Here is a 26,925-nt window from a genome sequence, read left to right as displayed (position 1 = left end):
ATGACAATCATCTATTCTCCATCCTATGACCTCCATAACATGGAGTTCCATGTGGAAAATAAAAAAAGAACAGATGCAATCATGGAAATACTCCGCATTCTAAATCTTAAAATAGTGGAACCCAAAAAGGCGAGTCCAGATGATATCCTAAGGGTTCATAGCCGAGCTCATCTTGATTATGTGAAAGGATTCGCAGAAAGAGGCGGAGGTTACCTCGATTATGACACTTATATGACAAGTGAAAGTTACAATGTCGCGCTTTTGGCCGCTGGGGGTGCTATCATGGCATCAAAGATCGTGTCAGAGGATGGTGGATGGGCTTATTCAGTTGCAAGGCCGCCTGGACATCATGCCACAAGGGATAGGGCTATGGGTTTTTGCATATTTAACAATATGGCAATAGCAATCGAAAATCTTAGAAAAAAAGGATCAGATCATTTCCTTATAATAGATTTTGATGTGCATTATGGTAATGGGACGGCTGACATATTTTATGATGACCCTGAGGTAATGTATATTTCCATACACCAAGATCCCAAGACATTATACCCTGGCACCGGGTTTATAGATGAGATGGGTGCTGGTGAAGGTATGGGTTACACTATAAATATTCCCATGCCACCAGGTTCAAATACCCAAGATTATATATGGATACTCTCAAGGATACTGGAGCCGGTGAAGGACGAGTTTAAGCCAAGTATGATCTTCCTAGAAGCTGGTTTCGACGCCCATAAAGATGACCCCCTAGCTAATATTAGGGTTGATGAAGAATTTTATACATGGATAGGATCACAATTTAAAAATGAAAGGGTTGTTGCAGTCCTTGAAGGAGGATACGACCTAGAAGCCCTTGCAAATTCAAATTTAAAATTTGTTAAATCATTAATGGGCCTTGAGAGTCCAATAGAAGATGAAGTAAGAGCTTCCAATCCTGTGAAGGATGTATTCGCAAGGATAAAAGATAAATTTTCAGAATACTTCAAAATATAGATGAGAGGATCACATCATGGAAAGAATGCGGATAAAACAAGCAGAAGAACTCATAAAAAAAGCATGCATTAAACAAAAGAAGACAATGATAAAAGAACCAGAAGAGGGTATAATCAACGTAAAACATTTTGAAAACGCCATAAAGGAGCTGATAAGGGCTGAAGATTACATTTATAAAAGTTTACCCTATCATAGGCTTTCAAAGGAGGAGGCATCTGGATTCTGCCAACACCTCCTCAAAGCCCGAGAGAAAATCGATAAAATACTCGCAGACTTTAAAGTATTAGAAATGGAAGACCTAAAAGATAAAATAAGAAAATTATCCCTAAACACCCTTATAATAACCACAAAAAGTGACGTGAAAAAAGCATTGACTAAAAGGGGGATTGAAGCCCCCCAAATTATCGTCACCGGCGCCCCACTTTCCATCGAAGACATGGAAAAAATAAACCCCAAAATCCCAGAAAAAACCCTAGAAAATATAAAAAAGAAAATAGAACACACAAAGGATAACATAGAGCGTAAAATCAAAAAAATGAACATAAAAAAGATCATAGTATTGGCAGAACCCAATCCAACATCAAAACTCATAGCAAAAAGAGCCAAAAAACTCTACAATGCAAAAATCATCCTAGATAAAAACCCAAAGGAAATACCAGATAATAAACTCATCGAAATACTCTCAAAAAAATAAACACCAAGAATCATAATATAAAACTTCGAACTTATATATAATGGATTTCCTCTTATTATATTCTAAAAACTCGAGGTGTAAAATTTGGGCATGATATGCTTCCCAGATACACAAGAAAAAATACCCTCAATCCCCGTACACCTTACAAGAGTCGGGGTCACAGGTGTTAAGAAACTTCTCAAAATCGAAAGAGAAAACAAAAGACCAATAATACTCCTACCAACCTTCGACGCCTTCGTAGATTTGCCAAGCAAACAAAGAGGAATTCACATGTCAAGGAATCCCGAGGCCATCACTGAAGTACTAGAAGAAGTGGTTGAAAGGAACATACTCGAACTAGAATCATTATGCGCAGAAATAGTTAACCTCTTACTCAAAAAGCACAAATATGCTCGAAGAGCCGAAGTTAGCATGGAAAGCGACTTCATGTTCAGGAAAAGGTCTCCAATCACCCATAAGAGAAGCCAGGAAATGACAAAGATAATGGCCGACGCAGTTGGATACAGAGACCGAGACGAAGTCATAATAAGGAAGATGATAGGCGCCGAAGTGGTGGGCATGACAGTCTGCCCTTGTGCACAAGAAACAATAAAAGAAGCAACAAGACAAGAACTAATAAAATTCCTCGACGAAGAAACAACACAAAAAGTCCTTGAAACAGTCCCCATAGCCTCACACAACCAAAGAGGAAAAGGCATGATCATGATAGAAGTCCCAGAAGGTCACACAATCCGGGGAGAAGACCTAATAAGGATAATAGAAGAATCAATGAGCTCCCCAGTCTATGAAATGCTCAAAAGACCGGATGAAAATGCCGTAGTAATAGAAGCCCACAAGAATCCAATGTTCGTAGAAGACTGCGTCAGGAACATGGTACACCGCATAGTCAAAGAATTCCCACACCTACCAGATGATACGATCGTAACAGTAAGACAAATCAACGAAGAAAGCATACACCGCCATAACGCCTTCGCAGAAAAAGTTGCCACCATGGGAGAACTAAAATACGAAATAGAAGAACTAAACAACCAAATAGGTGGTCAACTTGATAAAACTGCATAGATTAGCAGGCGAAATAATGACATACCTAGACGCCTATGAAGGTTCCAGACCAGCCCTAGACGCCGCCCAGATACTAATAGTGAGAGGACATTCGAAAAAGAGGATAAAAGCAGATAACATGAAAAAAATCCTCGACAACCTCATGGAACACCTCCAAGCAGAAGAAATAGACCTATTATCAGATGCCGGGACAGACCTCATAAGTATAATGGATGAAAACATAAGAAAAAACGTTGATGTCGGAGCAGACCCAGACATAGCAGGAATACAACGCCTAAAAGAATCCCTCGAAAACATGAACTTCACAGTAGAATACCGCCTAGGAATCGCCGAGAAAACAGGTTTCTTCATAGTACTATACAAAGACAAAAGTGACATGGGCCCCTGTTTTGTTGAAATCGTCGTCTCAGACCTTGGTGAATAAATGAAACCCTCAAAGGACGACCTCAAAAAATATCTAGGATATGAAGGCATCCAAATACTGGATCTAATGAGAAAAGCCCTAAACCAACAAAAGAAGAAAACCATAACATATTCCAGGAACATTTTCATACCAGTGACAAGACTTTGCAGAAACAGGTGCGGCTATTGCACATTCCGAAGAGAAAAAACAGAACAGCCCATATTAACACCTGAAGATATAATGAGACGATTAAAAAAAGCAGAATCATATGGTTGCAGAGAAGCCCTATTTACATTCGGAGAAGCCGCAGACAAACTAGAACCCGTGAAGAATCAATTGGAAAAACTGGGCTATGATACCATGGTAGAATATATCTACCATATCTGCCATGAAACCCTCAAAAATACACTACTTTTACCCCATACCAACATGGGAATATTAAAATTTAAAGACCTTAAAATGCTAAAAGAAGTTAACGCATCCATGGGCCTTATGCTGGAAACATCAAGCCCACGACTCATGAAAACAATAGCCCATAAAGAGAGCCCAGGGAAAGATCCCAAGCTTAGGATCAGAACCATCGAAGACGCTGGCAAACTCAGAATACCATTCACAACCGGGCTCCTAATAGGCATAGGTGAGACAATAGAAGAAAGAGCAGAATCCCTCCTAGAGTTAAGAAGGATACAAGACAAATATGGGCACATCCAAGAGATCATAATCCAAAATTTCAGATCAAAACCAGGAATCCCTATGGAAGACCACCCAGAGCCCACACTACTTGAAATGATAAAGACAGTGGCCACTACAAAGATACTCTTCCCTGACGTGAGCATACAAGTACCCCCAAATCTTAACAAGGAAACCAGTGAATTGTTCCTTCTTGCAGGTGCAGATGACTGGGGTGGTATATCACCCCTAAGTAAAGATTATGTTAATCCAGAGGCTCCATGGCCTGAGATAGGGGAACTTGAAAGGATAACAAGGAATGCAGGGTTTAAATTAAAAGAGAGACTGCCAGTGTATCCGAAGTTCATATCAGAATATTATCTTAGTGAAAGAGTCCTTGAAAGGGTGAAAGTTCACCTGACCACACTATAGGGTTTTTGGGAGTACAATAGGACCCTCGGATGAGTCCCCGAGGATCATGCATTCCCCTTTAAGGTAAAAATAGCCCGTGATAGCGGCTATGATAGCATCTGATTCGTGAGGGCTTAATTTTTCCCATTCTATCTTGAAAGTGGAAGATATCCTGGATAAATTTATTAATTTTCGTGCCGTGCTTGGATGAGTTTCTATTATAATGGAATCAGGGTTCAATGATTCTAGAATGTTTTTTAACCGGATCCCCCTATAGGTTAACATTTTAATATGGGGGAATGTTAAAGGGAGTACTTGTCCATATTTTCTGATCTCCAAGTCGGCTTTTCTGAAATGGCCAAATCTACTGCATTTGCATTCTCTTTCAAGGCAACATCTGCCCTTAGGGAGTGAAAGAGGAGCGTCGAACACAACAAGATCAGCATCCACGATCACGTCTAATATTTCATTATCAGATAATACTTCAAAGGCTTCAACCTTTTTATTGGATATTATGGCGATACCTGTCCTATTTTTTTCCTTTGCTGCAAGATCCACACCAACAATCAAATTATTACACCTTCTAGTTTATCTTAGCATCTATCACAACATGCCAGACGCCTGGGGAATACTTTTTTATAATTCTCTTATTTAGTATTCTAACTTCGCGGGGTTTCGCGGCCTTTTTTATCCTTTTTATTGGTCTTTTGAATTTTATTTTGTCAGGTGCTGTTTCATGGTAGTGTAATATTCCACCTTTTTTTAAGCATTTAAGTGCACTGTCAAGGTAATGGTGTGTATTCACAACATATCCCATTAGAACCCTGTCGGCGGAGAGTGTAGGTGCTATGATATTTGAATCTCCTAGTATGGGTTTGACCTTGTCCTGGACTTTGTTTAATTTTATGTTCTCTTTAAGGTATTGGTATGCTTTTGGGTTTATCTCAATTGCATAGACTTTTTTCGGGTTTGCGTGGACTGCTATCGGTATTGAGAAGTAGCCTATCCCCGCGAACATGTCGACTATGGTCTCACCATCTTGTATTAGCCTTGGTATTCTCATCCTCTCATAGGTGTTGCCCTTTGACCACATGATATTGGCGACATCTAACTTGAACAAGCACTTGTTTTCCTTGTGCATTGTCTCGGTCTCTGCCCCTGCGAGGATTTTGACTTCTGGTTCTCTCATCCTACCCCGGATTCTCCCGATTTTGATCACGGTCTTTACACCTTTCATTTTGAGGAACTTTTCCGGGTTTTTCACGTTCCTGTTTAATATTATGATGTCACCTATCTGTTTCCATTTCATTTTGTTCACTGTTTTATGTCCTTTTAATATTAATGTCTTGGTTTAAAGACAAAAATGATAATTAAGATGAAATTTCAATAGTCTATAAAAAGAGTTTGAAGGGGGATTTTAATGGGTAAAATAGACAGGGATGAAATATTAGAGATACTTGAGGGATACGATAAGGAAGATTTGACCATAGCAACCCTTGGCAGCCACACATCACTCCACATACTCCACGGTGCCAAGATGGAAGGCTTCAAAACCACTGTAGTATGTGAAAAAGGGCGTGAGGTCCCATATCAACGTTTTAGGGTGGCTGATGAATTCATAATAGTTGACGAGTTCAAGGAGATTGCTGATGATGATGTCCAAGAAAAATTAAGGGAGATGAATAGTATAATCATCCCCCATGGATCATTTGTAGCCTATGCCGGACTTGACAGAATCGAAAACGACTTCTATGTGCCAATGTATGGAAACAGGAACATCCTAAGATGGGAGTCTGAAAGAGAACTTGAAAGGCGCCTCATGAAAAAAGCAGGTATAAGGATACCCTACAAATATGATGACCCCGAAAAGATAGACCGTCCCGTTATGGTGAAATTCCCAGGCGCCAGAGGCGGCAGAGGATACTTCGTAGCCGCCACACCCGAGGAATTCCATGAAAAGATTGACCTAATGATAGAACGCGGATGGATAACCGAGGATGAAATATCAGATGCCCACATAGAAGAATATATTGCAGGTACAAACTTCTGTATACAATACTTCTATTCACCTTTGAAAGATGAAGTTGAAATCCTCGGAATGGACAGCCGCTATGAATCAAATATTGACGGTCTGGTAAGAATACCTGCTAAAGATCAATTAGATATAAACTTACAACCTTCATATGTTATCACAGGCAACCACCCAGTAGCTATGAGGGAATCTCTCCTGCCACAAGCCTTTGAGATAGGTGATAGGATGGTAGATGCTGCCAAGGAACTTGTACCTCCAGGATTGAATGGGCCCTTCTGTCTCCAGACAATGTGCACAGACAACCTAGAGATTGTAACATTTGAAATGAGCGCACGCTCAGATGGTGGTACAAACACATTTATGAATGGATCAACCTACAGTTACCTCCTCTATGGTGAAGGCATGAGCATGGGAAGGAGAGCTGCCCTTGAAATAAAAAATGCGAAAAAAGAGGGCGTCCTAGAAGAGATAATAACCTAGCGAAAAATATTTATACAAGAGCAGACCATCCCCCAAGATAAAGGGAGATAAAATCGCCATTTAAACCACCACTTCATATATTTTCTGTGGTGGGAGTGAAAGAAGAACCCCATATACTAAACGTTTATATAAGATAAAAAGTAATAAGTAAGTTTAGAAGCTAGTTCTTATTACTATTTTTATTTTCGAGGTGTATCTATGGAAGACGAAAGAAGATTAAAAGGTACTACAACTGTAGGTATAACCTGCAAAGATGGGGTTGTTTTTGCAACAGAGAGAAGAGCTACAATAGGGAACCTGATAGCGCACAAAGTCGCTGATAAGATATTCAAAGTTGATGAACACATAGCAGCAACAGTCGCAGGATCCGTGGCTGATGCTCAAACTCTAATGAAATATTTAAAAGCCGAAGCAGCATTATATAAGATGAGGAATTCCGAAAGGATAAGTATAGAGGCTGTCGCAGCCCTAGCATCAAACATACTCCATTCAAACCGCTTCTATCCACTCATAGTACAAGCCCTACTAGGAGGAGTAGATGACACAGGGGCAAAAATATACTCCCTAGACCCTACAGGGGGCATGATCCTAGACAAATTCATATCCACAGGCTCAGGTTCACCTATAGCCTATGGTGTGCTCGAAGACAGATACACCGAAGACTTATATGTAGAAGAAGCAATCGACATTGCAATAAAAGCCCTAAAATCTGCAATAGAAAGAGACACCTTCTCAGGGAATGGTATAAGAGTAGCTATAGTCACAGAAGAAGGTTTCAAAATGTTAAGCGAAGAAGAAGTTGAAAAAAGAATTAAAGAACTTAACTAATTTTAACCCCACACAGATTAATAATTATTTTAAATTTTATAATATACGCCCTCCTATTCTATTTTTCAAGAAGTGATCATATGGTTTCAAGGGTTCTTGAAGAAATCAAGAAGACTATAATACAAAGATTACCACCAAGAGTCCAAGTAGCTAAGGTAGAATTTGAAGGACCAGAACTTGTAATCTATACAAAAAACCCAGAGATCATAAGCGAAAACGGTGACCTAATCAGGGAACTAGCCAAGGATCTTCGCAAGCGTATTATAATACGCTCAGACCGATCAGTACTCATGGAACCAGAAAAGGCCATAGAAAAAATCCATGAAATAGTCCCAAAAGAGGCCGAGATAATTAATATCTCCTTTGATGATGTAACCTGCGAAGTTATCATAGAAGCCAAAAAACCAGGACTTGTAATAGGCAAATACGGTTCAACATCAAGAGAAATAGTAAAAAATATAGGATGGGCACCTAAGATACTGAGAACGCCACCCATATCATCAGAGATCATCCAAAGAATACGACGGACCCTTAGAAAGAACAGTAAAGAACGTAAGAAGATACTTCACCAACTAGGGAATCGTATACACCAGAAAATAAAATACGAAAACGATTGGGCGAGACTAACAGCCATAGGCGGGTTCAGAGAAGTTGGAAGATCCTGCCTTTACCTTCAAACTCCCAACAGCAGAATACTACTAGACTGCGGAGTAAACGTGGCAGGAACAGACGAAAAAACATCATACCCATTCCTAAACGTCCCAGAATTCGCACCAGACAACCTAGATGCCGTGATAATAACACACGCCCACCTAGACCACTCAGGATTCGTACCATACCTCTACCATTACGGTTACGACGGACCAGTATACTGCACAACACCCACAAGAGACCTAATGACATTACTCCAACTAGACCACATAGACATAGCCTACAGAGAAGAACAACCACTCCCATTCAACGTCAAACACGTGAAAAAATGCATAAAACATACAATCACACTCGACTACGGAGAAGTAACTGACATAGCACCAGACATAAGACTAACATTACACAACGCCGGCCACATACTAGGATCGGCAATGGCCCACCTCCACATCGGCGACGGCCAACACAACATGGTATACACTGGGGACTTCAAATACGAACAAAGCAGACTACTAGAACCAGCCGTCACAAGATTCCCCAGACTCGAAACCCTAGTCATGGAAAGCACCTACGGTGGAAAAGAAGATGTACAACCCTCAAGAAACCATGCAGAAAAAGAACTGATAAAAACAATCTACACCACCCTCAGAAGAGGGGGTAAAATACTAATACCAGTATTCGCAGTTGGAAGGGCCCAAGAACTTATGGTAGTATTAGAAGAATATATAAGAACTGGGATCATCCATGAAGTCCCAGTATATATTGATGGGATGATATGGGAAGCTACAGCCATCCACACAGCCCGCCCAGAATACCTAAGCAAAGACTTGAGAGACCAAATATTCCATATGGGCCACAACCCATTCATATCAGAAATATTCCATAAAGTTAATGGAATGGACGAGAGAATGGATATAGTCGAAGGAGAACCATCAATTATCCTATCAACCTCAGGGATGCTAACAGGTGGAAACTCCCTAGAATACTTCAAATGGTTATGTGAAAATGAAAAGAATTCACTTGTCTTTGTAGGTTACCAAGCCGAAGGTTCACTTGGAAGAAGACTCCAGAAAGGCTGGAAGGAAATACCACTCAAAGAAGAAGGTAAAACAAGAGTATACAAGGTGAAAATGGATATAAAGACTATAGAAGGTTTCAGCGGACACTCAGATCGCAGACAGCTCATGGAATATGTGAAAAGGGTGAGCCCCAGACCAGAGAAAATACTCATATGCCATGGTGACAATTACAAAACCCTAGACCTTGCATCAAGCATCTACAGAACCTACAAGATAGAAACAAAAACGCCATTAAACCTAGAAACCGTGCGAATACAATAAAAGGTGATTAGATTGGTAACATACGCCGATTCTGGAGTAGATATAAACCTTGAAGCATTAACCATATCAAGTTTAGCCTCAAAACTTGAAAAAACCTTGAAATATGCTGATGTACTCACAAAGAAAGGCCACTTCGCCTCTATAATACGAGTAGGTGACATGGCAATAGCAATGAGTACAGATGGCGTTGGCAGCAAAATACTAGTAGCAGAGAAATTAGGAAAATATGACACCATCGGAATAGATTGTATAGCAATGGTAGTAAATGATATAATATGTGTAGGCGCCAAACCAATCGCAATAGTCGACTACCTTGCAATGGAAAAACCAAACCCTGAAATCGCATCAGAAATAGGTGAAGGATTAGCAAAAGGAGCTGAATTAGCAGAAACCGCGATAATAGGCGGGGAAACAGCAACACTACCAGAGATAGTGAACAATTTCGACCTAGCAGCCACAGGCATAGGAATAACAGACCCCGAAAATATAATAACTGGAGAAAAAATAAAAGCAGGTGACAAGCTAATAGGAATTGAAAGTAGTGGGATACACAGCAACGGATTAACCCTCGCAAGGAAAATATTCTTCGAAAAACTGAAACTAGATGCCAATGATACCATACCAGGTTCAAAAGACAAAATAGGGGAAGAACTCCTAAAACCCACAAGAATTTATGTCAAACCCATACTAGAACTCCTTGAATCAGGAATAGACATTCATGGACTCGCACATATAACAGGAGGCGGTTACACAAACATACGTCGCCTCAACGATAAAGTAACATATAATATAGATAAACTACCAGAACCACAACCCATATTCAAGACAATCCACGAAAATGGAGTGCCAATAGACGAAATGTACAAAGTCTTCAACATGGGCATAGGCTTCATAATAATCGTGGACAAAGAAGATGCAAAAGAAACAATAAAAATAACCAAGAAAACTTACAACGCAAAAGAGATAGGAACCGTTGAAAAAGACCCTAAAGGGGCTGTGAAAATCAAAACATACACAGAAGAGGATATCACACTCTAAGAAAAAAACCAGGAAGGTGTCTTTCTCATGAAAATAACCAGTGAAGATGAAAAAAATATTATAACCTCAATTTTAAATGCCTTAAACGTGCCAGAAGAGCATGCAAGGATAGTTGCGGATGTAACAGTCGATGCAGACCTTAAAGGTTTCAGTTCACATGGAATCGGGAGATTCCCACAGTACGTGAAAGGCATAGAACACGGAAACATAAAAACAGAAGGCAATATAGAAATCGAAAAAGAAACAGTATCAACAGCCCTAATAAATGGTAACCACCTACTCGGACATGTGGTAACCTATAAGGGGATGAAGATAGCTATCCAAAAAGCAAAAAGGACTGGAATAGGATTAGTAGGAATCCATGATTCTAACCATTTCGGTATTGCAGGATACTACTCTGACATGGCAATCAAAGAAGACATGATAGGAATAGTAATGACAAATACAGAACCAGCCGTGGCACCATTAGGGGGAAAAGAACCAATACTCGGGACAAACCCCATAGCAATCGGAATACCATCCAACAAATACTATGTTTCAGTTGATATGGCAACATCAGCCTCCGCGCGTGGAAAATTACTCGAAGCCGCCCGTAAAAGAGAAAAACTACCAGAAGGCATAGCATTAGACTCCAATGGAAACCCCACCACAGACCCAAAAAAGGCCCTAAAGGGTTCAATATTACCATTCGGCGGGCACAAAGGCTACGCATTATCATTCATGATAGAAATATTAGCAGGACCTCTTGTAAAAGCCGCCATCGGCAAGGAAGTGAAAGGCACCGTAAACCCCTATGATAAATGTACAAAAGGCGACCTTCTAATAGCCATTGACCCATCAAAGTTCGTTAACATCAAAGACTTCAAAAAACAAGTTGACAAATTCGTGGAAGAAGTCAAATCCACAGGTAAAGTGCTCATACCAGGTGACATAGAAAAAATGAACATGAAAAAGAACCTAGCTGAGGGCATACACATAGACCAAGAACTCCTAAAACAATTAAAAGAACTAGAAGAGAAATTAAACCTGGACCTGAACTTGGAGGGATAAAGAACATTGGACAGCAGCAAGGCAATATACAAGGCCCTTAAAGACAACAACATAAATTTTATAGTAAGCGTGCCCTGCATAAACCTTGCAAGGGTACTTGAAATGATAGACCAAGACAAAGAAATTAAACACATACCAGTTACAAGAGAAGAAGAAGGTTTCGGCATAGCAGCGGGCGCATACATGGCTGGAGAGAACACAGCTATTTTAATGCAAAATTCAGGTCTTGGAAATTCTATAAATGTCATAGCATCTCTCTACAAGTTATATAGGATCCCCATACTTATGATAATAAGCCACAGAGGCACCCAAGGAGAATTCATGAAAGCCCAAATCCCAATGGGTGAAGCAACACCACTCCTACTAGAAGCCCTCAAAATACCATATCACGTCCCATCCACCCCAGAAGAAGCATACAATGATATAAAATCTGCTTGGAAACTTGCAAAGGCAAAAAAATATCCCACAGCTATACTCTTAGAAGTTAGTTTCTGGTGAACCTAAAATGGAACGTATAGAAGCCATAAAAACCATCATAGAACAACTAGATGACGAACTAATCATATGCAATCTTGGATTCCCATCAAGAGAACTTTACAGTATAAAAGATTCCCCAAGACACTTCTACATGCTAGGCTCAATGGGGATGGCTTCATCAATCGGACTGGGACTCGCATTAACACAAAAACGTAAAGTAGTAGTGTTTGAGGGTGATGGTTCACTCCTCATGAACCTTGGAAGCCTCGTCACAATCTATAGCCAATCCCCTAAAAATCTCATACTCATAATACTAGATAACGGATGCTATGCGACAACAGGTTCCCAGTGCACATACGCCCTAAAAGTCGATCTAAGCGAACTCGCCAAAGGCATAGGATTCAAAAAAATATTCAAATTCGAAAAACTCCACGAAATAAACATGCGACCAATACTAGAAGAGGACGGGCCAGTCATAGTCCATGTGAAAGTAGAACCCGGAAACGCGGATGTCCCAGTCATAGACTTGAGTCCAGAGGAAATAATATCAAGGTTCATGAATATTATTTTTTCTGATAAGTAGCATAGAAGCCATCAGTATCAGCATATACCGTGTGAAATCCGAACTTTTCAGCCTCTTTTATCGTCTTTTTAATATAATTCCGACCCCATGCTGTTATAGCCTCAGCACACTCCAAACAATACCATCTGAAACGCGTGTAACCATAAACCCCATACATTGTATTAGCAAGCCTTTTAAGAGCTTCTTGTTGCACGTCGAGTATCCTCCTTTCCGTCGGATCCTCAGCCACTTTCATCTGATTCTTTATCTTCATCCTCTCATCCAATATTTGCCCTATAATCGAAGGTACAAAACCTTTAGGTTTCTTCCTAAACCTATAACCAGTCTCAGGGGCCACATAACAATCTTCTTTTGGATCCTTACTGAAGGTGTCAGGTGAAATATTCTTAGAAATTATAATACTAGGATATAGGCTCCTGAAATCAAATTGTACAAGGTTTTCATGGAGTCCCTTCTCTGGTTCCTTTACATAACCTCCAACAACTTTTTGGGTTCTTCTTCTTTGCAACTCGGAGGGTGATGGTTTGTTAGGTACTAATTCACCATATTCGAATGCTTTCCTTATAAGGAACCATTCAACTTGTTGTCCGGTGGCCATCCTACTTATGTCGAATAGTGGCTGTCCCACGATCCTTGTGATCTCCATATTTAATGGGAGTATTTTTTCAGCGATCTTATAAGTTGCCGTGACATCCTCAATTGAATATTTGAAAAGCTGATCCCTCAAGTTTTCATTGTCCCAGTATTCCCATAATTGGTCGCCGGGTAATTCAACCTTTTTTTCACCGAATAATTCAAAGTATACTCTTTCGAGGGTGTAGGTGTCAAGGTTTATGTATCGTCGCATCACCGGGTAAAGATCTACATGTACTGTCCCCTTTATTGCTGTGGCGGTTGTAAAACCCCTTCTCAAGGATTTTATAGTTGATCCGTCCCATCCTATGTCGAGTTTAACGCCTAAAAGATCAGCCCTCCTTCTTATATATGGGAAGTCGAAATTATCAGAGTTGTATCCTACAATTAAGTCAGGTTTAGAATCTTTTATTATTTGAGTGAATCTTTCTAGGATCGCCTTCTCATCTTCTACAACTTCAACAAAATTGAGATGCTCTCCCTTAGTTGATATTATTCTCTTTTTTTCGCCATCATAGAAGCTTATCATCAGTATTTGATCCTCTTCCGGGTTGGGCATCCCATGGGGGTTATAAACTTCAATATCGAAAGCTAAGATTTCAAGTTTGGGGAATCTTGACTTGATAGTTCTTGGAGGCTCATCCAATTCAATAATCTCAACATCAGAAGATACTATATTACCCTTTAATTCTATCTTTGACATTGGGAACAAACCATTATCGATGAGATATCTTCTATAAAATGGTATGTCATGTTCCCGGATCTCCCTGACGTGTTCAAGATTTTTCACTTTTTTTCTGATCCTGGGAACTTCCTGGGGATGTTTCAAAATGATTTTGATCACATCAACCGGCCTTCCAAGATCTTTCCTTTTCACAACCTCTAATTCTTCGAAGCCGGCCTCTACTAACTCATCCAAACATGAATCAATATCTGAAGGCACTGCATAAATATATGGTCTGAATGACCTGTCCAAGGCTATGACAGGCCTCCCATTTTCGTCTTTCCCAAACAATCTTATAACTGGTATATTATCCTCTGTGATATAATCAATATCAAGAAGAATAATCGCTCTTTTTTCCATATTTTATTATATTTTATGAGGAACTACTTATTATATTCGCCCATGTTATGCATAAAGCGCGGATAAAAAAATAGTAAAAAGATAGAAAAAATACTCCTAGACAACTTTACGCCCTGCAAGAAGATATCCTACCCCTATCAATGCTACTAGGATTATAACACCAACGACTGCATATACTGGGAGTCCTCCTGGCGCTCCAGCGGTTCCACTAGATTTGCTGACCTCATAGACTTTCCCCGTTCTTGGACCATGACCCGCCCCTGCAACAGCTCCTGCAGTTACTCCCGTTGCTCCAATCATTCCCTCTATGGAACCTACACTTGTCCCTGGTGCTCCTGTACCTGCTTGGCTTCCTGTTCCTGGAGTTCCTGTGTAGCCTGGTGTTGGTCCTGGTTGTCCTGGGGTGCTTGGGGCTTCTGGCTGTCCAGGCGTTCCTGGAGTTCCTGGCTGACTTGGAGTTCCAGGGGTTTCTGGTGGTGCGAAAGCAGCGTTCATTGTGGCCTTATAGAGTCTCGTTTTAACCGCGTTCAAGAGATTGGGGTTTATGTATTGCATGGCCCATTGAATCATTGCTATGTTTCCACAACTACAGTCACAGCAAGAAACGCCATAATTTGATATTAAAGAAGCCCATGTGTTTGCAACAAGACTTAATGTGCCAGTGTCGGCTTGCCAGTAACCCCTATGGGCCATTGTAAGAAGCTTACCCGTGATATCTATCATTGAGTAAGCATTACTGCCTGTTGAAAGCCAACTCGCCACACCAATATTGTATTTATCCCTTATGTAGATGTCTGCAATTTCATTCCACACTTGATTGCTGACCAAATGTGGTGTTGTGACTTGCCATCCTACTAAGTAGTCTATAAATTTTGAGGATATTTGCCTCGCACCTGGGTATCCTTCTTTCATCATCCCTTTGATCCATTCTGGGTTGAAATAGCGTGTTCTCATCTCTTTTCCCATGAATTTTGATAGTGTCATCACTTCTGGGTTGGCTGGGTTTGCATAGTAGACAACATTCAAGCTTGGAGCATTGCCATTTATTTTTTCTATTGCCAATGAGAGTCCACCATAGTAGTCATAATAGTCGTCGTTGTCTATTACGCCATAGAGGTTTGTGCTCCTACTATGGTATGTGACTGTAACACCTTTTAGGAGGTCTTCGAAGAGCTTTTGTTGGGATATTCCCCATTGAGTGTTTGAGTAGGCGTGGCTCATTCTGCGCAAGTATATGTCTGCGAGTTGTGAACGGTCATTCCAAGTCCATATTTGTTCAACTGCCTTGTTGACTCCTGCCCCATAGTCGCCTACTGGCGGTGCGAATATCCTTGTTATAGCTGTGTCGCCATCATATCCTCCTCTCACAAGCTCTATCCAATGTTTTGCTATATAGTTTAATTCTATTGGATCTTTGAAGTCTATTGCTTTAAGGAGAGCATCTAATGTTTTTGCTTGTGGGAATTTTCCTGTTATTAAAGGGTCGAGGGCTTTGTCGAGTTCTGGTTTAAGTTCTGGATAGGCCTCTACTATCTTTGAGTAGGAGGCTGCTAAGGCTACTCTATATGCTATGTCCATTTTAGCGAGCAAGTTTGGATAAAGATCTCTGAATAATCCACTAGTGGTGACTATAACATCTATTCTTGGCCTTTCTGTGATATTAGGTAATCCTAGGCTGTTTCTTGCCTTGTTAATTTCGGCTAGGAGTTGATCTAGTGGAGTTGGTATTATGTATGAGAGTTTTCCTCCGTTGAGCCATGTTTTGTCGTCGAGTTTTGGTTGTACTCCTAGGAGGCGGAATACAAATGATACCATTGTTCCGTCGTCGCGTGCTGTTTCAACGCACCATACGACCGCTGCTATCTTCTCTGGGATTGTGTCCAGTTGCGCCAGCGCCATGTCTGCAAGTCTTTTACCAAGGTCCCATGCAACCTTTGTAGGTAATGTGTTGTCGTCTTGTGCATAGAAATTTCTACCTGTTGGAAGTGCATATGGAGCCCTTACTGGGTCTCCACCCTTAGCAGGTGTGATGTAATGGCCCGATAGTGCTTCTATTAGAGCGTCCATTTCATCGGTTGGACTTTCCTTTAAGAGTTGGATGTATTCCTGTGCCAATCGAAGTTTTTCTTGTAATGTTTCACGTAATTTTGCGTCTGTGATATTCTCTGTTATCTCCTGGATTGTCTTTCCTTGTAAGAGTTCTTTAACCACCTGTATGGCCATTTCATTGATTTTTTCGGCTTCTTCTAATGTTAGTTTGTCCCAATTGTATCCTAGCATCGTACTGATAAGTTTTTGGAGTGAAGGATCATTTTCAGAATCTGGTGAAAGCATTGCCGCGACCATGAGTGCTATTTCGTCATCTGTCCAGTTTTCGCCGAAAGTGTGCAAGCCGTATGGCATGAGCGTCCCTTGTAGATCTAATAGGTAATCGTGGACCTTGTCTATATCCTCGTCTGTTATGTTGTTTGGGTCTAGGCCCAGGTCGGCTGCTAGGTTTAATTTTATGATGGTTTCTCTGATCTGTCTTGCATATTCTTCACGCATTGGATTGCCTTCTGGCGTTTTCTCATAATTTGTTATGAGGCCTGCGAGTTCCTGTAAGTCCCCATAGAGTTTTGTCTGGGTCAAAGGGGGTGTTAAATGGTCTATGATAACTGCTAGTCCCCTTCTTTTTGCTTGCATTCCTTCACCGACACCGTCCATGATATAGATGTAAATGGATGGTTTGTCTGCTATGCAAATGTCTGGGTAGTCGAAGCGGCTGAGGGCATATTGTTTTCTGGGCAGCCACTCATAAGTTGCATGTCTACCTACATGGATTTGGGCATTAGCGTTGAATACTGTGTTAACCCATGCGTACCATGCAAGGTAACAATGTGGTGGTGGCACAATAGTACTATGGTAGAATGCCGCTGCTTCGGCTTCCCATCCACGTTGTGGTTCTGGGCCTATGAAGATATTACCGAATAATAAGCCAGGGATTACAATGTATTTTTTACCATTTTTTTCTATTGTCATAATATTTCCGGGTGGTTCACCCCAGCCTGTCATCCCTGAAAGGTTGAGTGCAAGGAACTGTCCCTTGTAGTTGTAGAATAAATCCCATAAAGTATTATTTAGTGGATCCTCGAGTATCTTTTGGATCGTATCGCTCATCTTTTGTATTAGTTCTGTTGCCTTGTCTGCCACTTCTGGGTAAGTTTTTGCATTTGATATCATTTCCTGGGTCCATCGGGTTAGTGTTTTGAGCATTTCATCTTTTACGCGTGGATCGCCCTTTTTAATGTATTCTATTGCAGCCTTTGTTAATTCTTCGATGTAACCTACTGGCCCTTCTATCACTTCTTTTTTGGCTATTGGATCTAGGTTGTTGAACCATGCGATGTATTCTTCTACTGACCATAGGATGACATCTGTGTTGTTAACAAGTTTTTCCAGTTCTCCAGGGGCCCAGTTTGCCACGTTTATGCCCCTTTCGATCATCAGTTGGATCAATGTAGTATTTGTTGGGATTTCACCGACATTATAGCCTTCAATTTTGAGTCTCTTGAGAATTTCTAGTATGGTTTGCGGGACATTCAAGTAGCTTGCTCCTATGTTTTGTTTACCTGGTGGGTAATTGTAGTATATTATAGCTATTTTCTTGTCCTTGTTTTGGAGTGTTTGGAGTTGGGCCCAATTGTATGCGCGATCTGCAAGCTTCTGGATCCTATCTGATAATGTTACTGTTGTGTCCCATTGTGCTCCTGTTTCTGGGTCATATCCGATGTCCCCGACACCTACTGGTATGGGTTCTATTTGGCCTTGCATTTCTGGTTGTGCGCATTGCCAGTAGACTGCCATCCAACTGAATCCTTCTTCTGATACTAGCCATTGGCCTGGTGTCCTATAAGTGGAGCTTGTTATCATTGCCCTTAGAACCGGGACATTGGCTTGGTTGAAGAATTTGTTGACTTGTGCGCCTGAGACTGTTGAACCTGTGGTGAATGTTAGGAGGTCTATTATAACGTTGACTTTACATGGATACTTTTCAGGTTCTGCCTCGTATTGTACTATGTTTTTTGCGTCTGTAAAGAATTTTACCATAGCCGAGTAGACATTAGCTGGTTGTGAGGAGCTTATATTGACTGTTTTTATGGTTTTTCCGTCTTCGATAATTGCAATCTCATATACTAAAGCTTTAGGATTGCTTGTGACGCCAAGTATAGAAGTTGTGTCTGTGTAGTTGCCTATGCCTTTAATTGACAGTATTTGGATTGTCTGGTTTGCTTGACATAATGTCCTGGCAAGTTCGATAATCTGGTCATTTTTTAGGTCGATATAATTTGACCATGTACCTACTGCTGGTATGACGTTCATCCCTCTGGCTACAAGGGCATCGATGATCTCTTGGAAAGCGTTAGCATAGGTTACTTCGCCTGTACTTCCTACATAGGTGAGCACGCCAACTGTCGGTTTTGTCGGGTCAAGGGGATATTTTTCGAAGTATTGTTCTTTTGTGAATCTTTGACCGTCACGGTACAAAAACTCCATTGATAATGGCGAAGCGAGTTCTGGAGGCGCCGGATCCCATTGACTTGGCCATATTCTCCCTGTGAGTTCAGCATATTTTTTGAGGGCCCATTTGAATTGGTTTTTAAAGTTGGTTTTTCCACCGGCTGCATAATAGATTGCACAGTCTATCCAGTCGTGTAATGCCTTGTTATTGGGATATTTTTGTTTGTATGATAGTAGTGCGTTTATGTCCCCGTCATGGCAGGCTCCTATGATTGTCCCCGGGCTGTCCCATGTGCCAATGTCTTTTTCATCCACGCCATCGAATACGTTCTTGTTGCCTATTTTGCTCAATTTTACGAGTGTTGGCCCGCTTTCAAAAACGAAGAAAATCTTGTTTTCGATAATTGAGGGGTTTGTTTTTATTACTCCTTCTAATGAACCGTTACCTGCGAGTTGTGTCCCCCATTCTGCCAATATTATATCAGAGCTGTTCACAAGGACTTTTATTTCGTCACTGGTCATGTTTCCGATCTGACTCGTTGACCTTATCTGGAATTTAACTACTGTAGTTTGGTTGTTTAATTCATCCATTAGTTCATGTGCCACATTGTTATAATCTTTGACAGCAGTTGATGATCCAATAACTAGTATAGAGGTCGCATTTGTCTCAGCTGCTGATACTGTGCCCATGATCATTAACAGAAAAAGAACCAATAGAACACTGAAGATTTTTTTAATCAACTATCTCCCCTCCCATTATATTCTACATCCTTAAAATCAATCTAAACTGTAATATAAAAATAATTATTTTATTACTAATTTTCTGATAAGACAGGATATGGTAATACTATATTGTTATATGTTAAAAAAATCAAAAGACTATCTCAAAAAGGCAAAATCATTAAAAAAGGGGATGGTGACAACTTAATGAAGATTATCCCACTTGCATCTGAAAGTTTAGGTGTGAGAAGTTTAGCAGTATACATAAAAACCAAGGAAAACAATATACTGATAGATCCTGGAGTTGCCCTAGGCCCTAGGCGGTATTCATTGCCCCCTGCAAAGGTCGAAATAAAAAGATTAGAAAATACTCGGAAAAAAATTTTAGAATTTTTAGCAATAGCAGATACAATAATCATATCCCATTATCATTACGACCACTATATTCCTGAAGCAAATTATGATAGAAAATATCTGTTTCTAAAAGATCCTATCAGGAACATTAATAAAAGCCAAAAGAGTAGAGCATCAAAATTCCTAAAAGACAAGAAAAACTATGAATATGCTGACGGAAAAACAATAACTGAAGACTTCATAATGGAATTTTCACCAGCATCACCCCACGGAGAAAAAGGAACCAAACTAGGATTTGTAATAATGACTATGATAGACCACAAAAAAAGGATAATCCACGCCAGTGACACCCAACTATTAAATAAAGAAAGCGTAGAATGGATAATAGAAAAAATGCCAGACCTTATAATTACAAGCGGCCCCCCAACCTATATAGGATACATGAAAGACTCCTGGAAAACCGGGAGAAAAAACATCAACCAGATAATCACAGAAACAGACGCTGAGATAATATTAGACCATCACATAATAAGGGATAAAAAATATCCTAGATTCTTCGAAGAATTAGAAAAAGAGCCACTAACCTTCGCAGGATACCTAGGAGTAGAAGAAACGCCACTTGAAGCATACAGAAAAGAATTACATAAAATAGAAAATGGTGAGAGAATAAGCCTACCATTCAACCTAGAATAATCCATCAGACCTTTTTTTCTTCCTTGTAAACATTTAAAGCTGCATATGCAACCCCCAGAATCAAAGGTCCTATTATGAAACCCGCCAATCCCCAAACTAGAGGCCCCCCTAAGAATCCCACTAGGAAAAGCAATGGGTGTATATCAGCATATTTACCCGACAATTTCGGGCGTAGATAAACATCAATACTACTTAAGAAAGCGCCGAATATTAGAACTATCACACCACGGAATATATTACCAAAGATGAAATCGTATATGGCAAGAATAGTATACGTGGGCCATGGTCCTATCACCGGAATCAATTGGAAAAATCCAGCAAGCAAACCTAGGAATATCGCATATGGGTATCCAAGGAGTTGAAATCCTATTATAGCCATTAAACCTATTATAAATGCTGTTAGGAAATGGCCATAAAATATTCCTTTTATAACCTTTTCTGTTTCAATGATCAAATGTCCCATAAAATCCTTTCTTTCTTCTGGTACAAGTGAAGACATATAGGATACTACCTGTTCACCATCCCTTGCAAAATAGAATGCTGAAGCGAACAATATGAATAATTGGAGGGCTATCATGGGCACACTCTTGATAAGATCCAAAAAATAATCTACCATCATCTTTAAAAGATTGTTGATAAGATCCTTTAAAACCTTGAATAGAATATCCGCCGATGGCATGAACTCAGACGGTACATAAGATCTCAATATTTTGTCCATCGATGCCAAATTTATTTTTTGAGCCGTGGAAAGTAATGCGGGCGCTGAATGGAATAAAGTGTCAACTATCATGGCCAAGACCCCGATTAACGGGAGTATAGTAACTATCATTACAATACCTATGGAAACTGACCTATAAGGTACATACTTAGTGAGTTTATCTGCTATCGGACGTATACCATAGGCAAATATAGCCCCAAGAAATAGCATAGTCCAAATGGGATAAAGAACTATAACTGATAATATCAAAAGGACAAGTACAATGAAAAATGATGATGTTATAGTACCCTTTATCTTGTATATCAATGCATTTCACCCTAATAATGGTCTTATAGCGCCTGTCGCGTCCCTCTTGTATTCTCCAAACTCCTTCACCATTTTAAGTTCATGACTCCAAAAGACAGGCCCTTCTACACAAACTCTCCAACCAGTATCGTCAAGACAACAATGTCCACAGAGGCCCATAGCGCATTTCATATACCTTTCAAGGGAGAATTGGCCTGGTATGCCCCTCTTTTCTAATTCTAGGAATATGCCTTTCATCATCGCCTCAGGACCGCAAACCATGGCCATATCATATGATCCGCTAAGAGTTTTTAAACGGTCGATGGCCAATCCCTTGAATCCGCAACTCCCATCATCTGTACATGTGAATATCCTGGCACCAGTTTTTTTGAGCCGATCCAGGAATAGTAGCTCATCGTAGGTCTTGGCGGCGACTATAACATCGACTTCAAAATCTCTTGCCCTAACCTCCTCTACTAAGGCCGCTATTGGGGCCATGCCAACACCCCCACCTATGGCCAATATCCTATGACCTTCTATGGTGAACCCTCGCCCATATGGTCCCCTTACTCCAAGCTGATCCCCTTTTCCGAGTTTGTGGACTCTTGAGGTGAATGGTCCGACCTTTCTTATTGAGATTCCAATTTCATTGTTTGTCTTGTCGATTAATGAAACTGACATGGGTTTTTCGTCCTCGAAATCCCAGATCATCATGAATTGTCCAGGTACTGGGAATTTCCTATCCCATGGGAATATTAATGTTTTGACATCTGGTGATTCCCTTATAATCCTTTTGATTTTCAAGATCTTTGGAACATGCAACATTATGCCTCCATATTATTCGTGGGCTAGTCCGACCATTTCATTTATGCTTTTGAATCCTTCTCTTTTCATGAAAGCTTTAAGGTCATCGCAGATTTCTTTGAATACTCCAAGGCCCTTGTAGAATATGGCACTGCCTATTTGAGTTGCGTTGGCCCCTGCATATAAGAATTCCACAACATCCTTGTAATCTGTTATTCCGCCAACACCGATCAAGGGAACTTCAACTACTTCATATACTTCATATACGCATCTGATGGCTATTGGTTTTATTGCGGGGCCTGAAAGTCCTCCAAATTTATTGGAGAGTATTGGTTTGCCTGTTTTCAAGTCTATTTTCATGGAGGGTCCTAGGGAATTTATGAGGGTTATGGCGTCGCATCCTGCTTCTTCAGCTTTTAAAGCTATCTCTTTAATATCTGTAACATTAGGTGTTAATTTAGCGATTACAGGCACTTTACAAGCTTCTTTAACGGCTTCAACCACTTTGAATGTCAGTTGTGGGTTCTGTCCTATTGTCGCTCCATATCCCTTCATTGCATGAGGACATGAAATGTTCAATTCAATCATATCCACTATGTCCTGGACTTCTAGTGCGACTTTTACAAATTCATCAGGGGATGAACCATAGATAGACGCCACTACAGGTATCTTATCCTCAATTTTATATAATTCCTCTTTGAATGATTCAACACCAGGGTTAGATAACCCCATGGCATTTAGCAACCCACAAGGAGCTTCCACTATAGTTGGATTTTTGTAGCCCATATTTGGTTTAAGAGAAAAGGATTTGGTGACAACAGCCCCTGCTCCATGATGATAAACGCGATTTAATGATGATGCTGTTATCCCGAGAACGCCCGCGGCAAGCATTGTAGGATTTCGCATTTCAATTCCGCAAAGATTAACCTTTAACAATCCAATTCCCCCATAAGATTATAATAATGGCTAAATACAAACCTACCTATATGAAGTGTTATCTTGTACCATGTGTTGCCGGTTTCATAGCATTTAATGAAGATTTGGATATTGTAGATTATGAACTTTTCCCCAGAAGATCTATAATTTCAAAATTACTAAAATTCGAAAAAGGGCTAATCCCTGAAGAAGAGAGGATCATAAAAAGACTCCTCAAAGATTATCAGAAGATATCCATAGAATCTTTGCATAGATGGAAGTATGGGAAATTTAAAGGGGTTATTTTAGAATCTCCGAACATTGGGGGTGAATATCTTCGAGAAAATTTAAGAAAAATCCTTAGGAAGATTGGATTCATAAAGGGTGGTGAATTCCAGGAGATCATATATGAGATACATATGGGGATGACCATAAAAAAGTTGGAAGAATCCTTCAGAGAACAGGACAAATTAATTATACAAGCCGTGAATACCTTGGATGATCTTGACGAGGCTACAGGCAAGTTTGTTGAAAGGATAAGGGAATGGTACTCTATATATTTCCCAGAACTGGAGTCTGTAAAAGATCATGAACATTATGTTAAACTCATAACAGAACATTCAAGAAGAGAGGATATAATAAAATTGAAAAAATTGCCAAGAGAGAGTATAGGGGCGGAACTCGAAGAAGAGGACATAGAGATTATAAGAGAATTTGCAAAGGCCATCAGATCATTACAGTTGCTAAGAAAATCCATAGAAAGATATATAGAGTTAAAAATGGGGTACTTAGCGCCTAATTTGCAGGATGTTGCTGGCACGACGCTCGGTGCGAAATTAATAGCACACGCAGGGAGCATGAAAAAATTAGCACTTTTACCCTCTTCAACCATACAAGTGATGGGAGCTGAAAAAGCCTTATTCAGACACCTTAGAAGGGGCTCGAAACCCCCAAAACATGGACTAATATATCAACATCCCCTCGTTAGAGGATCAAATTGGCGGGTTCGTGGAAAAATCGCCCGTGCACTAGCCTCAAAGATCTCCCTTGCAGCAAGGAAGGATGTTTTCACAGGAGAATACGACCCTAAAATAAAAGAAGATTTGTATAAACGTATAGGTATCATAAAAAGAGAAACTCCAAAGAAAAAGAGAAAAAAGAGAAGATAACCCCCCAAATAATATGTAGGTTGGAGAGTGTCATACATGAAGAAAATCAAAGGGATAAGGGGAGTATATTTCCATGAAAATTTTCTTTTAACAATTAATCTTACAAAGCACATGCAGGTTTATGGTGAAAAATTATTCAAATGGGGTGGACGAGAATATCGCGTATGGGATCCCTATAGGTCTAAGCTAGCGGCCGCCATAATTAACGGGCTTAAAAATCTCAAGATCAAGAAAGATTCTAGAATATTATACTTGGGGGCATCAGCGGGTACTACAGCGTCACATTTCTCTGACATGGTCCCTGATGGTATTATATATTGTGTAGAATTTTCTCCACGGATGATGAGGGAACTAGTAAAAGTGTGTGAAAACCGGAAAAATATGATACCACTGCTTAAGGATGCTACTCGTCCAAGGGATTACCTACATCTTATAGAAAAGGTAGATTTTCTCTATTGTGACGTGGCACAACCAATACAAAGTCAACTTTTCATAGAAAACATGAAATTATTCCTTAAGAGGGAAGGTCAAGGTTTGTTGATGATAAAAGCAAGAAGCATAGATGTTACAAGAAAACCTTCTATAATTTTTAAAGAGGAAGAAGAGAAGATAAAAGGTTCTGGTTTCAAAGTCATAGAGAGGATTAGACTAGAACCTTATGAGAAAGATCATATGGCTTTACTTGTTGAATTTAGCGACTAGGAATGGCTTGCTATTCTACCTTTATTTGTTATTTTAATGAAATCCTCGTCTAATTTCCCTATTAATTTGTACAATTCTGTTGGTGGCATTTCTTTTATCTCGGAGGTTTTTATTCCCTTTTCTTTGGATAAGCCCTTGAGGAAGTATTCGAAATAATTGCCTAGAAACTCTTTTATCCTGTAGCCTCTTCCAATGGCTTCAAGTTCTTTTTTGTCCAATCCTCTTGTAAGTCTTCTGATCTTTGAAAGCAGAGCGGGAGTGGGGTGTTTGATTTCACCATTTTCAAGGCCCTCTACAACCGTCTTTGGTACTTCTAGTTCTCTTGCAAGTTCATCAAGACTTTTTCCCGTGATTTTCCTATAACCTAATACAAGGTTTTTTAATGCCATCCTACCACCGTAATATTTTTGTGGATAATATTATGTAGTAGGATATATAAATAATTTGTTATTAACATATGAAAATAGCATTTAAAAAATATAATACAAAATTTCCTAGAATTATTATAAATTTTGGGATACGATCTGTATTATTATCTTTGAAAGTTCCCTTTTATCCATACGAGGAAATTTCTCAACCTTATCAGAAACTAATATTGGTTTTATTTTATCTGAACCGAAACCTTCAACTGCAAGATCATTAGCAACAACCAAATCTGCACCTGACCTTTCTCTCTGTTCCCTAGCCAATTCTATAAGCTCATCCTCACTAACATTATATTCAGCCTTAAAACCAACCAGATAAACATTAGGATTTAAAGTCTTCACACTATCAATTATCTTGGGATTAGGCTCCAATTTTAAAGTATGCCCCTTAGAAGATGGTATCTTACTTCCAGTATATTCTGGTCTGAAATCTGCCACAGCAGCAGCCGAAATAAAAACATCAAAATCTCCAATCAACTCCTGAACTTTATCAAACATTTCAGCAGCTGATACAACATTAACCATACTTATACATGAAGGCACATCTAGGGATAAATTGGCCCCAAGGAGTGTGACATCCGCCCCTTGTATAAAAGCTTCTTTGGCCAATTCCAAACCCATTTTACCAGAACTCAAATTACAAACACCTCTAACAGGATCTATAGCCTCATAGGTTCCACCAGCGCTTACAAGAACCCTTTTACCCTGCAAATTGCCAAAGGATGTTCCTCTTAAAACTGTAAGCACTATATCATCAAGATTGGGGAACTTAGCCTTTCCTTCCTCCAACCTTGGGGGTACGAAGATCACACCTTCCTGGGCAAGTTTTTCCATATTATGTTCTATCGCCCGATACATTGACAAGTTCATTGAAGGTACCATCACAATAGGGGTTCCATGACCCATTGCTGCGATTAGAAGCGCGTTTATCGGATTATCAGCTATCTTACATGCGAACTTGCTTATAACGTTAGCTGTGGCCGGGGCGACAAGGATTAGATCAGAGTCGGCATATTTAACATGTTCTATTTCGCCTGTGAGCTCTAATATAACATCATTTCCTGTTGCAAATTCCATGGCATAAGGATGGATAATATTACAAGCACCGTCACTCATGAAACACTTTATAGTTGCTCCCTGTCTTCTAAGCTCACGTGCAAGTTTAACAGCCTCTATAGCCGCTATACTACCAGTTACACATAATATGATATCCATGGA

At 40.0% G+C, this 26,925-nt stretch carries 24 protein-coding genes; 15 read left to right on the top strand and 9 right to left on the bottom strand.

Features of this window, described 5'->3' with window-relative positions; genetic code table 11:
* The 5 genes from QFX38_01320 (at position 1) to cofG (ending at position 4,250) form a co-directional block, all read left to right on the top strand.
* Positions 1–990, top strand: coding sequence for a histone deacetylase (locus tag QFX38_01320; protein MDI9623513.1), 990 nt, complete (start codon positions 1–3; stop codon positions 988–990).
* A gap of 16 nt (positions 991–1,006) precedes the next feature.
* Positions 1,007–1,684, top strand: a complete 678-nt coding sequence (locus QFX38_01315) for a DUF2100 domain-containing protein (protein MDI9623512.1) — start codon at positions 1,007–1,009, stop codon at positions 1,682–1,684.
* A gap of 90 nt (positions 1,685–1,774) precedes the next feature.
* A complete protein-coding gene (gene mptA / locus QFX38_01310) occupies positions 1,775–2,746 on the top strand; it encodes a GTP cyclohydrolase MptA (protein ID MDI9623511.1) in 972 nt (323 codons plus the stop codon).
* The gene (locus QFX38_01305; protein ID MDI9623510.1) at positions 2,730–3,170 is read left to right on the top strand and encodes a DUF2120 domain-containing protein; all 441 of its coding nucleotides are present in this window, start codon (positions 2,730–2,732) and stop codon (positions 3,168–3,170) included. Before mptA ends, QFX38_01305 begins: the two co-directional genes overlap by 17 nt.
* On the top strand, positions 3,171–4,250 hold the full coding sequence (gene cofG / locus QFX38_01300) for a 7,8-didemethyl-8-hydroxy-5-deazariboflavin synthase subunit CofG (GenBank protein MDI9623509.1): 1,080 nt from the start codon (positions 3,171–3,173) through the stop codon (positions 4,248–4,250).
* On the opposite strand, the gene QFX38_01295 is transcribed toward cofG, so the two are convergent.
* Positions 4,245–4,799 (bottom strand): DUF429 domain-containing protein, encoded by a 555-nt coding sequence (locus tag QFX38_01295; protein ID MDI9623508.1) that lies wholly within the window; start codon positions 4,797–4,799, stop codon positions 4,245–4,247. The genes cofG and QFX38_01295 overlap by 6 nt on opposite strands.
* Positions 4,800–4,812: 13 nt before the next feature.
* Positions 4,813–5,538 carry a class I SAM-dependent methyltransferase family protein gene (locus QFX38_01290; protein ID MDI9623507.1) on the bottom strand — a complete coding sequence of 242 codons (726 nt, stop codon included), beginning with the start codon at positions 5,536–5,538 and terminating at the stop codon, positions 4,813–4,815.
* Positions 5,539–5,649: 111 nt separating this feature from the next.
* Here QFX38_01290 and QFX38_01285 point away from each other — a divergent pair, with 111 nt between their 5' ends.
* From QFX38_01285 to comE, 7 genes are all read left to right on the top strand, one after another.
* Entirely contained in the window at positions 5,650–6,741 is a 1,092-nt protein-coding gene (locus tag QFX38_01285; protein MDI9623506.1) for a formate--phosphoribosylaminoimidazolecarboxamide ligase, read from the top strand.
* Between the two features lie 198 nt (positions 6,742–6,939).
* Positions 6,940–7,569 carry an archaeal proteasome endopeptidase complex subunit beta gene (gene psmB, locus QFX38_01280; protein MDI9623505.1) on the top strand — a complete coding sequence of 210 codons (630 nt, stop codon included), beginning with the start codon at positions 6,940–6,942 and terminating at the stop codon, positions 7,567–7,569.
* 80 nt (positions 7,570–7,649) lie between these two features.
* The gene (locus QFX38_01275) at positions 7,650–9,557 is read left to right on the top strand and encodes a beta-CASP ribonuclease aCPSF1 (protein ID MDI9623504.1); all 1,908 of its coding nucleotides are present in this window, start codon (positions 7,650–7,652) and stop codon (positions 9,555–9,557) included.
* 12 nt (positions 9,558–9,569) lie between these two features.
* Complete coding sequence (gene purM, locus QFX38_01270; protein ID MDI9623503.1) at positions 9,570–10,595, top strand: phosphoribosylformylglycinamidine cyclo-ligase; 1,026 nt, start codon at positions 9,570–9,572, stop codon at positions 10,593–10,595.
* 27 nt (positions 10,596–10,622) lie between these two features.
* Positions 10,623–11,645 (top strand): L-sulfolactate dehydrogenase, encoded by a 1,023-nt coding sequence (gene comC / locus QFX38_01265; protein MDI9623502.1) that lies wholly within the window; start codon positions 10,623–10,625, stop codon positions 11,643–11,645.
* 6 nt (positions 11,646–11,651) lie between these two features.
* Positions 11,652–12,143: a sulfopyruvate decarboxylase subunit alpha gene (comD, locus tag QFX38_01260; GenBank protein ID MDI9623501.1), complete on the top strand. Its 492-nt coding sequence runs from the start codon at positions 11,652–11,654 to the stop codon at positions 12,141–12,143.
* A gap of 7 nt (positions 12,144–12,150) precedes the next feature.
* Complete coding sequence (gene comE / locus QFX38_01255) at positions 12,151–12,705, top strand: sulfopyruvate decarboxylase subunit beta (GenBank protein ID MDI9623500.1); 555 nt, start codon at positions 12,151–12,153, stop codon at positions 12,703–12,705.
* Here comE and QFX38_01250 read toward each other — a convergent pair.
* Positions 12,686–14,422: a DNA-directed DNA polymerase gene (locus tag QFX38_01250; protein ID MDI9623499.1), complete on the bottom strand. Its 1,737-nt coding sequence runs from the start codon at positions 14,420–14,422 to the stop codon at positions 12,686–12,688. The genes comE and QFX38_01250 overlap by 20 nt on opposite strands.
* Before the next feature lie 96 nt (positions 14,423–14,518).
* Entirely contained in the window at positions 14,519–19,663 is a 5,145-nt protein-coding gene (locus QFX38_01245; GenBank protein MDI9623498.1) for a cobaltochelatase subunit CobN, read from the bottom strand.
* A 186-nt stretch (positions 19,664–19,849) separates the two neighbouring features.
* Between QFX38_01245 and QFX38_01240 the strand changes: the two genes are divergently transcribed.
* A complete protein-coding gene (locus tag QFX38_01240; GenBank protein ID MDI9623497.1) occupies positions 19,850–20,689 on the top strand; it encodes a hypothetical protein in 840 nt (279 codons plus the stop codon).
* A 4-nt stretch (positions 20,690–20,693) separates the two neighbouring features.
* Here the strand turns inward: QFX38_01240 and QFX38_01235 are convergent, their stop codons facing one another.
* From QFX38_01235 to QFX38_01225, 3 genes are read right to left on the bottom strand one after another with little or no spacing between them, the layout of a single operon-like run.
* Positions 20,694–21,713, bottom strand: a complete 1,020-nt coding sequence (locus tag QFX38_01235; protein ID MDI9623496.1) for an AI-2E family transporter — start codon at positions 21,711–21,713, stop codon at positions 20,694–20,696.
* 6 nt (positions 21,714–21,719) lie between these two features.
* Complete coding sequence (locus QFX38_01230; protein ID MDI9623495.1) at positions 21,720–22,517, bottom strand: dihydroorotate dehydrogenase electron transfer subunit; 798 nt, start codon at positions 22,515–22,517, stop codon at positions 21,720–21,722.
* Between the two features lie 12 nt (positions 22,518–22,529).
* The gene (locus tag QFX38_01225) at positions 22,530–23,432 is read right to left on the bottom strand and encodes a dihydroorotate dehydrogenase (GenBank protein MDI9623494.1); all 903 of its coding nucleotides are present in this window, start codon (positions 23,430–23,432) and stop codon (positions 22,530–22,532) included.
* A 50-nt stretch (positions 23,433–23,482) separates the two neighbouring features.
* Between QFX38_01225 and QFX38_01220 the strand changes: the two genes are divergently transcribed.
* Positions 23,483–24,580 carry an ATP-binding protein gene (locus QFX38_01220; GenBank protein MDI9623493.1) on the top strand — a complete coding sequence of 366 codons (1,098 nt, stop codon included), beginning with the start codon at positions 23,483–23,485 and terminating at the stop codon, positions 24,578–24,580.
* Positions 24,581–24,616: 36 nt separating this feature from the next.
* The gene (locus QFX38_01215) at positions 24,617–25,282 is read left to right on the top strand and encodes a fibrillarin-like rRNA/tRNA 2'-O-methyltransferase (protein ID MDI9623492.1); all 666 of its coding nucleotides are present in this window, start codon (positions 24,617–24,619) and stop codon (positions 25,280–25,282) included.
* Here the strand turns inward: QFX38_01215 and QFX38_01210 are convergent.
* Positions 25,279–25,671 (bottom strand): helix-turn-helix transcriptional regulator, encoded by a 393-nt coding sequence (locus QFX38_01210; GenBank protein MDI9623491.1) that lies wholly within the window; start codon positions 25,669–25,671, stop codon positions 25,279–25,281. The two genes, QFX38_01215 and QFX38_01210, sit on opposite strands and share 4 nt — an antisense overlap.
* 114 nt (positions 25,672–25,785) lie before the next feature.
* Positions 25,786–26,922 (bottom strand): bifunctional phosphopantothenoylcysteine decarboxylase/phosphopantothenate--cysteine ligase CoaBC, encoded by a 1,137-nt coding sequence (gene coaBC, locus QFX38_01205; protein ID MDI9623490.1) that lies wholly within the window; start codon positions 26,920–26,922, stop codon positions 25,786–25,788.
* Positions 26,923–26,925: the final 3 nt, after the last annotated feature.

It is taken from the genome of Methanothermobacter sp., from assembly GCA_030055615.1.
In the GTDB taxonomy this organism is placed as follows: domain Archaea; phylum Methanobacteriota; class Methanobacteria; order Methanobacteriales; family DSM-23052; genus Methanothermobacter_A.
This window is presented reverse-complemented; position numbering and strand designations above follow the sequence as displayed.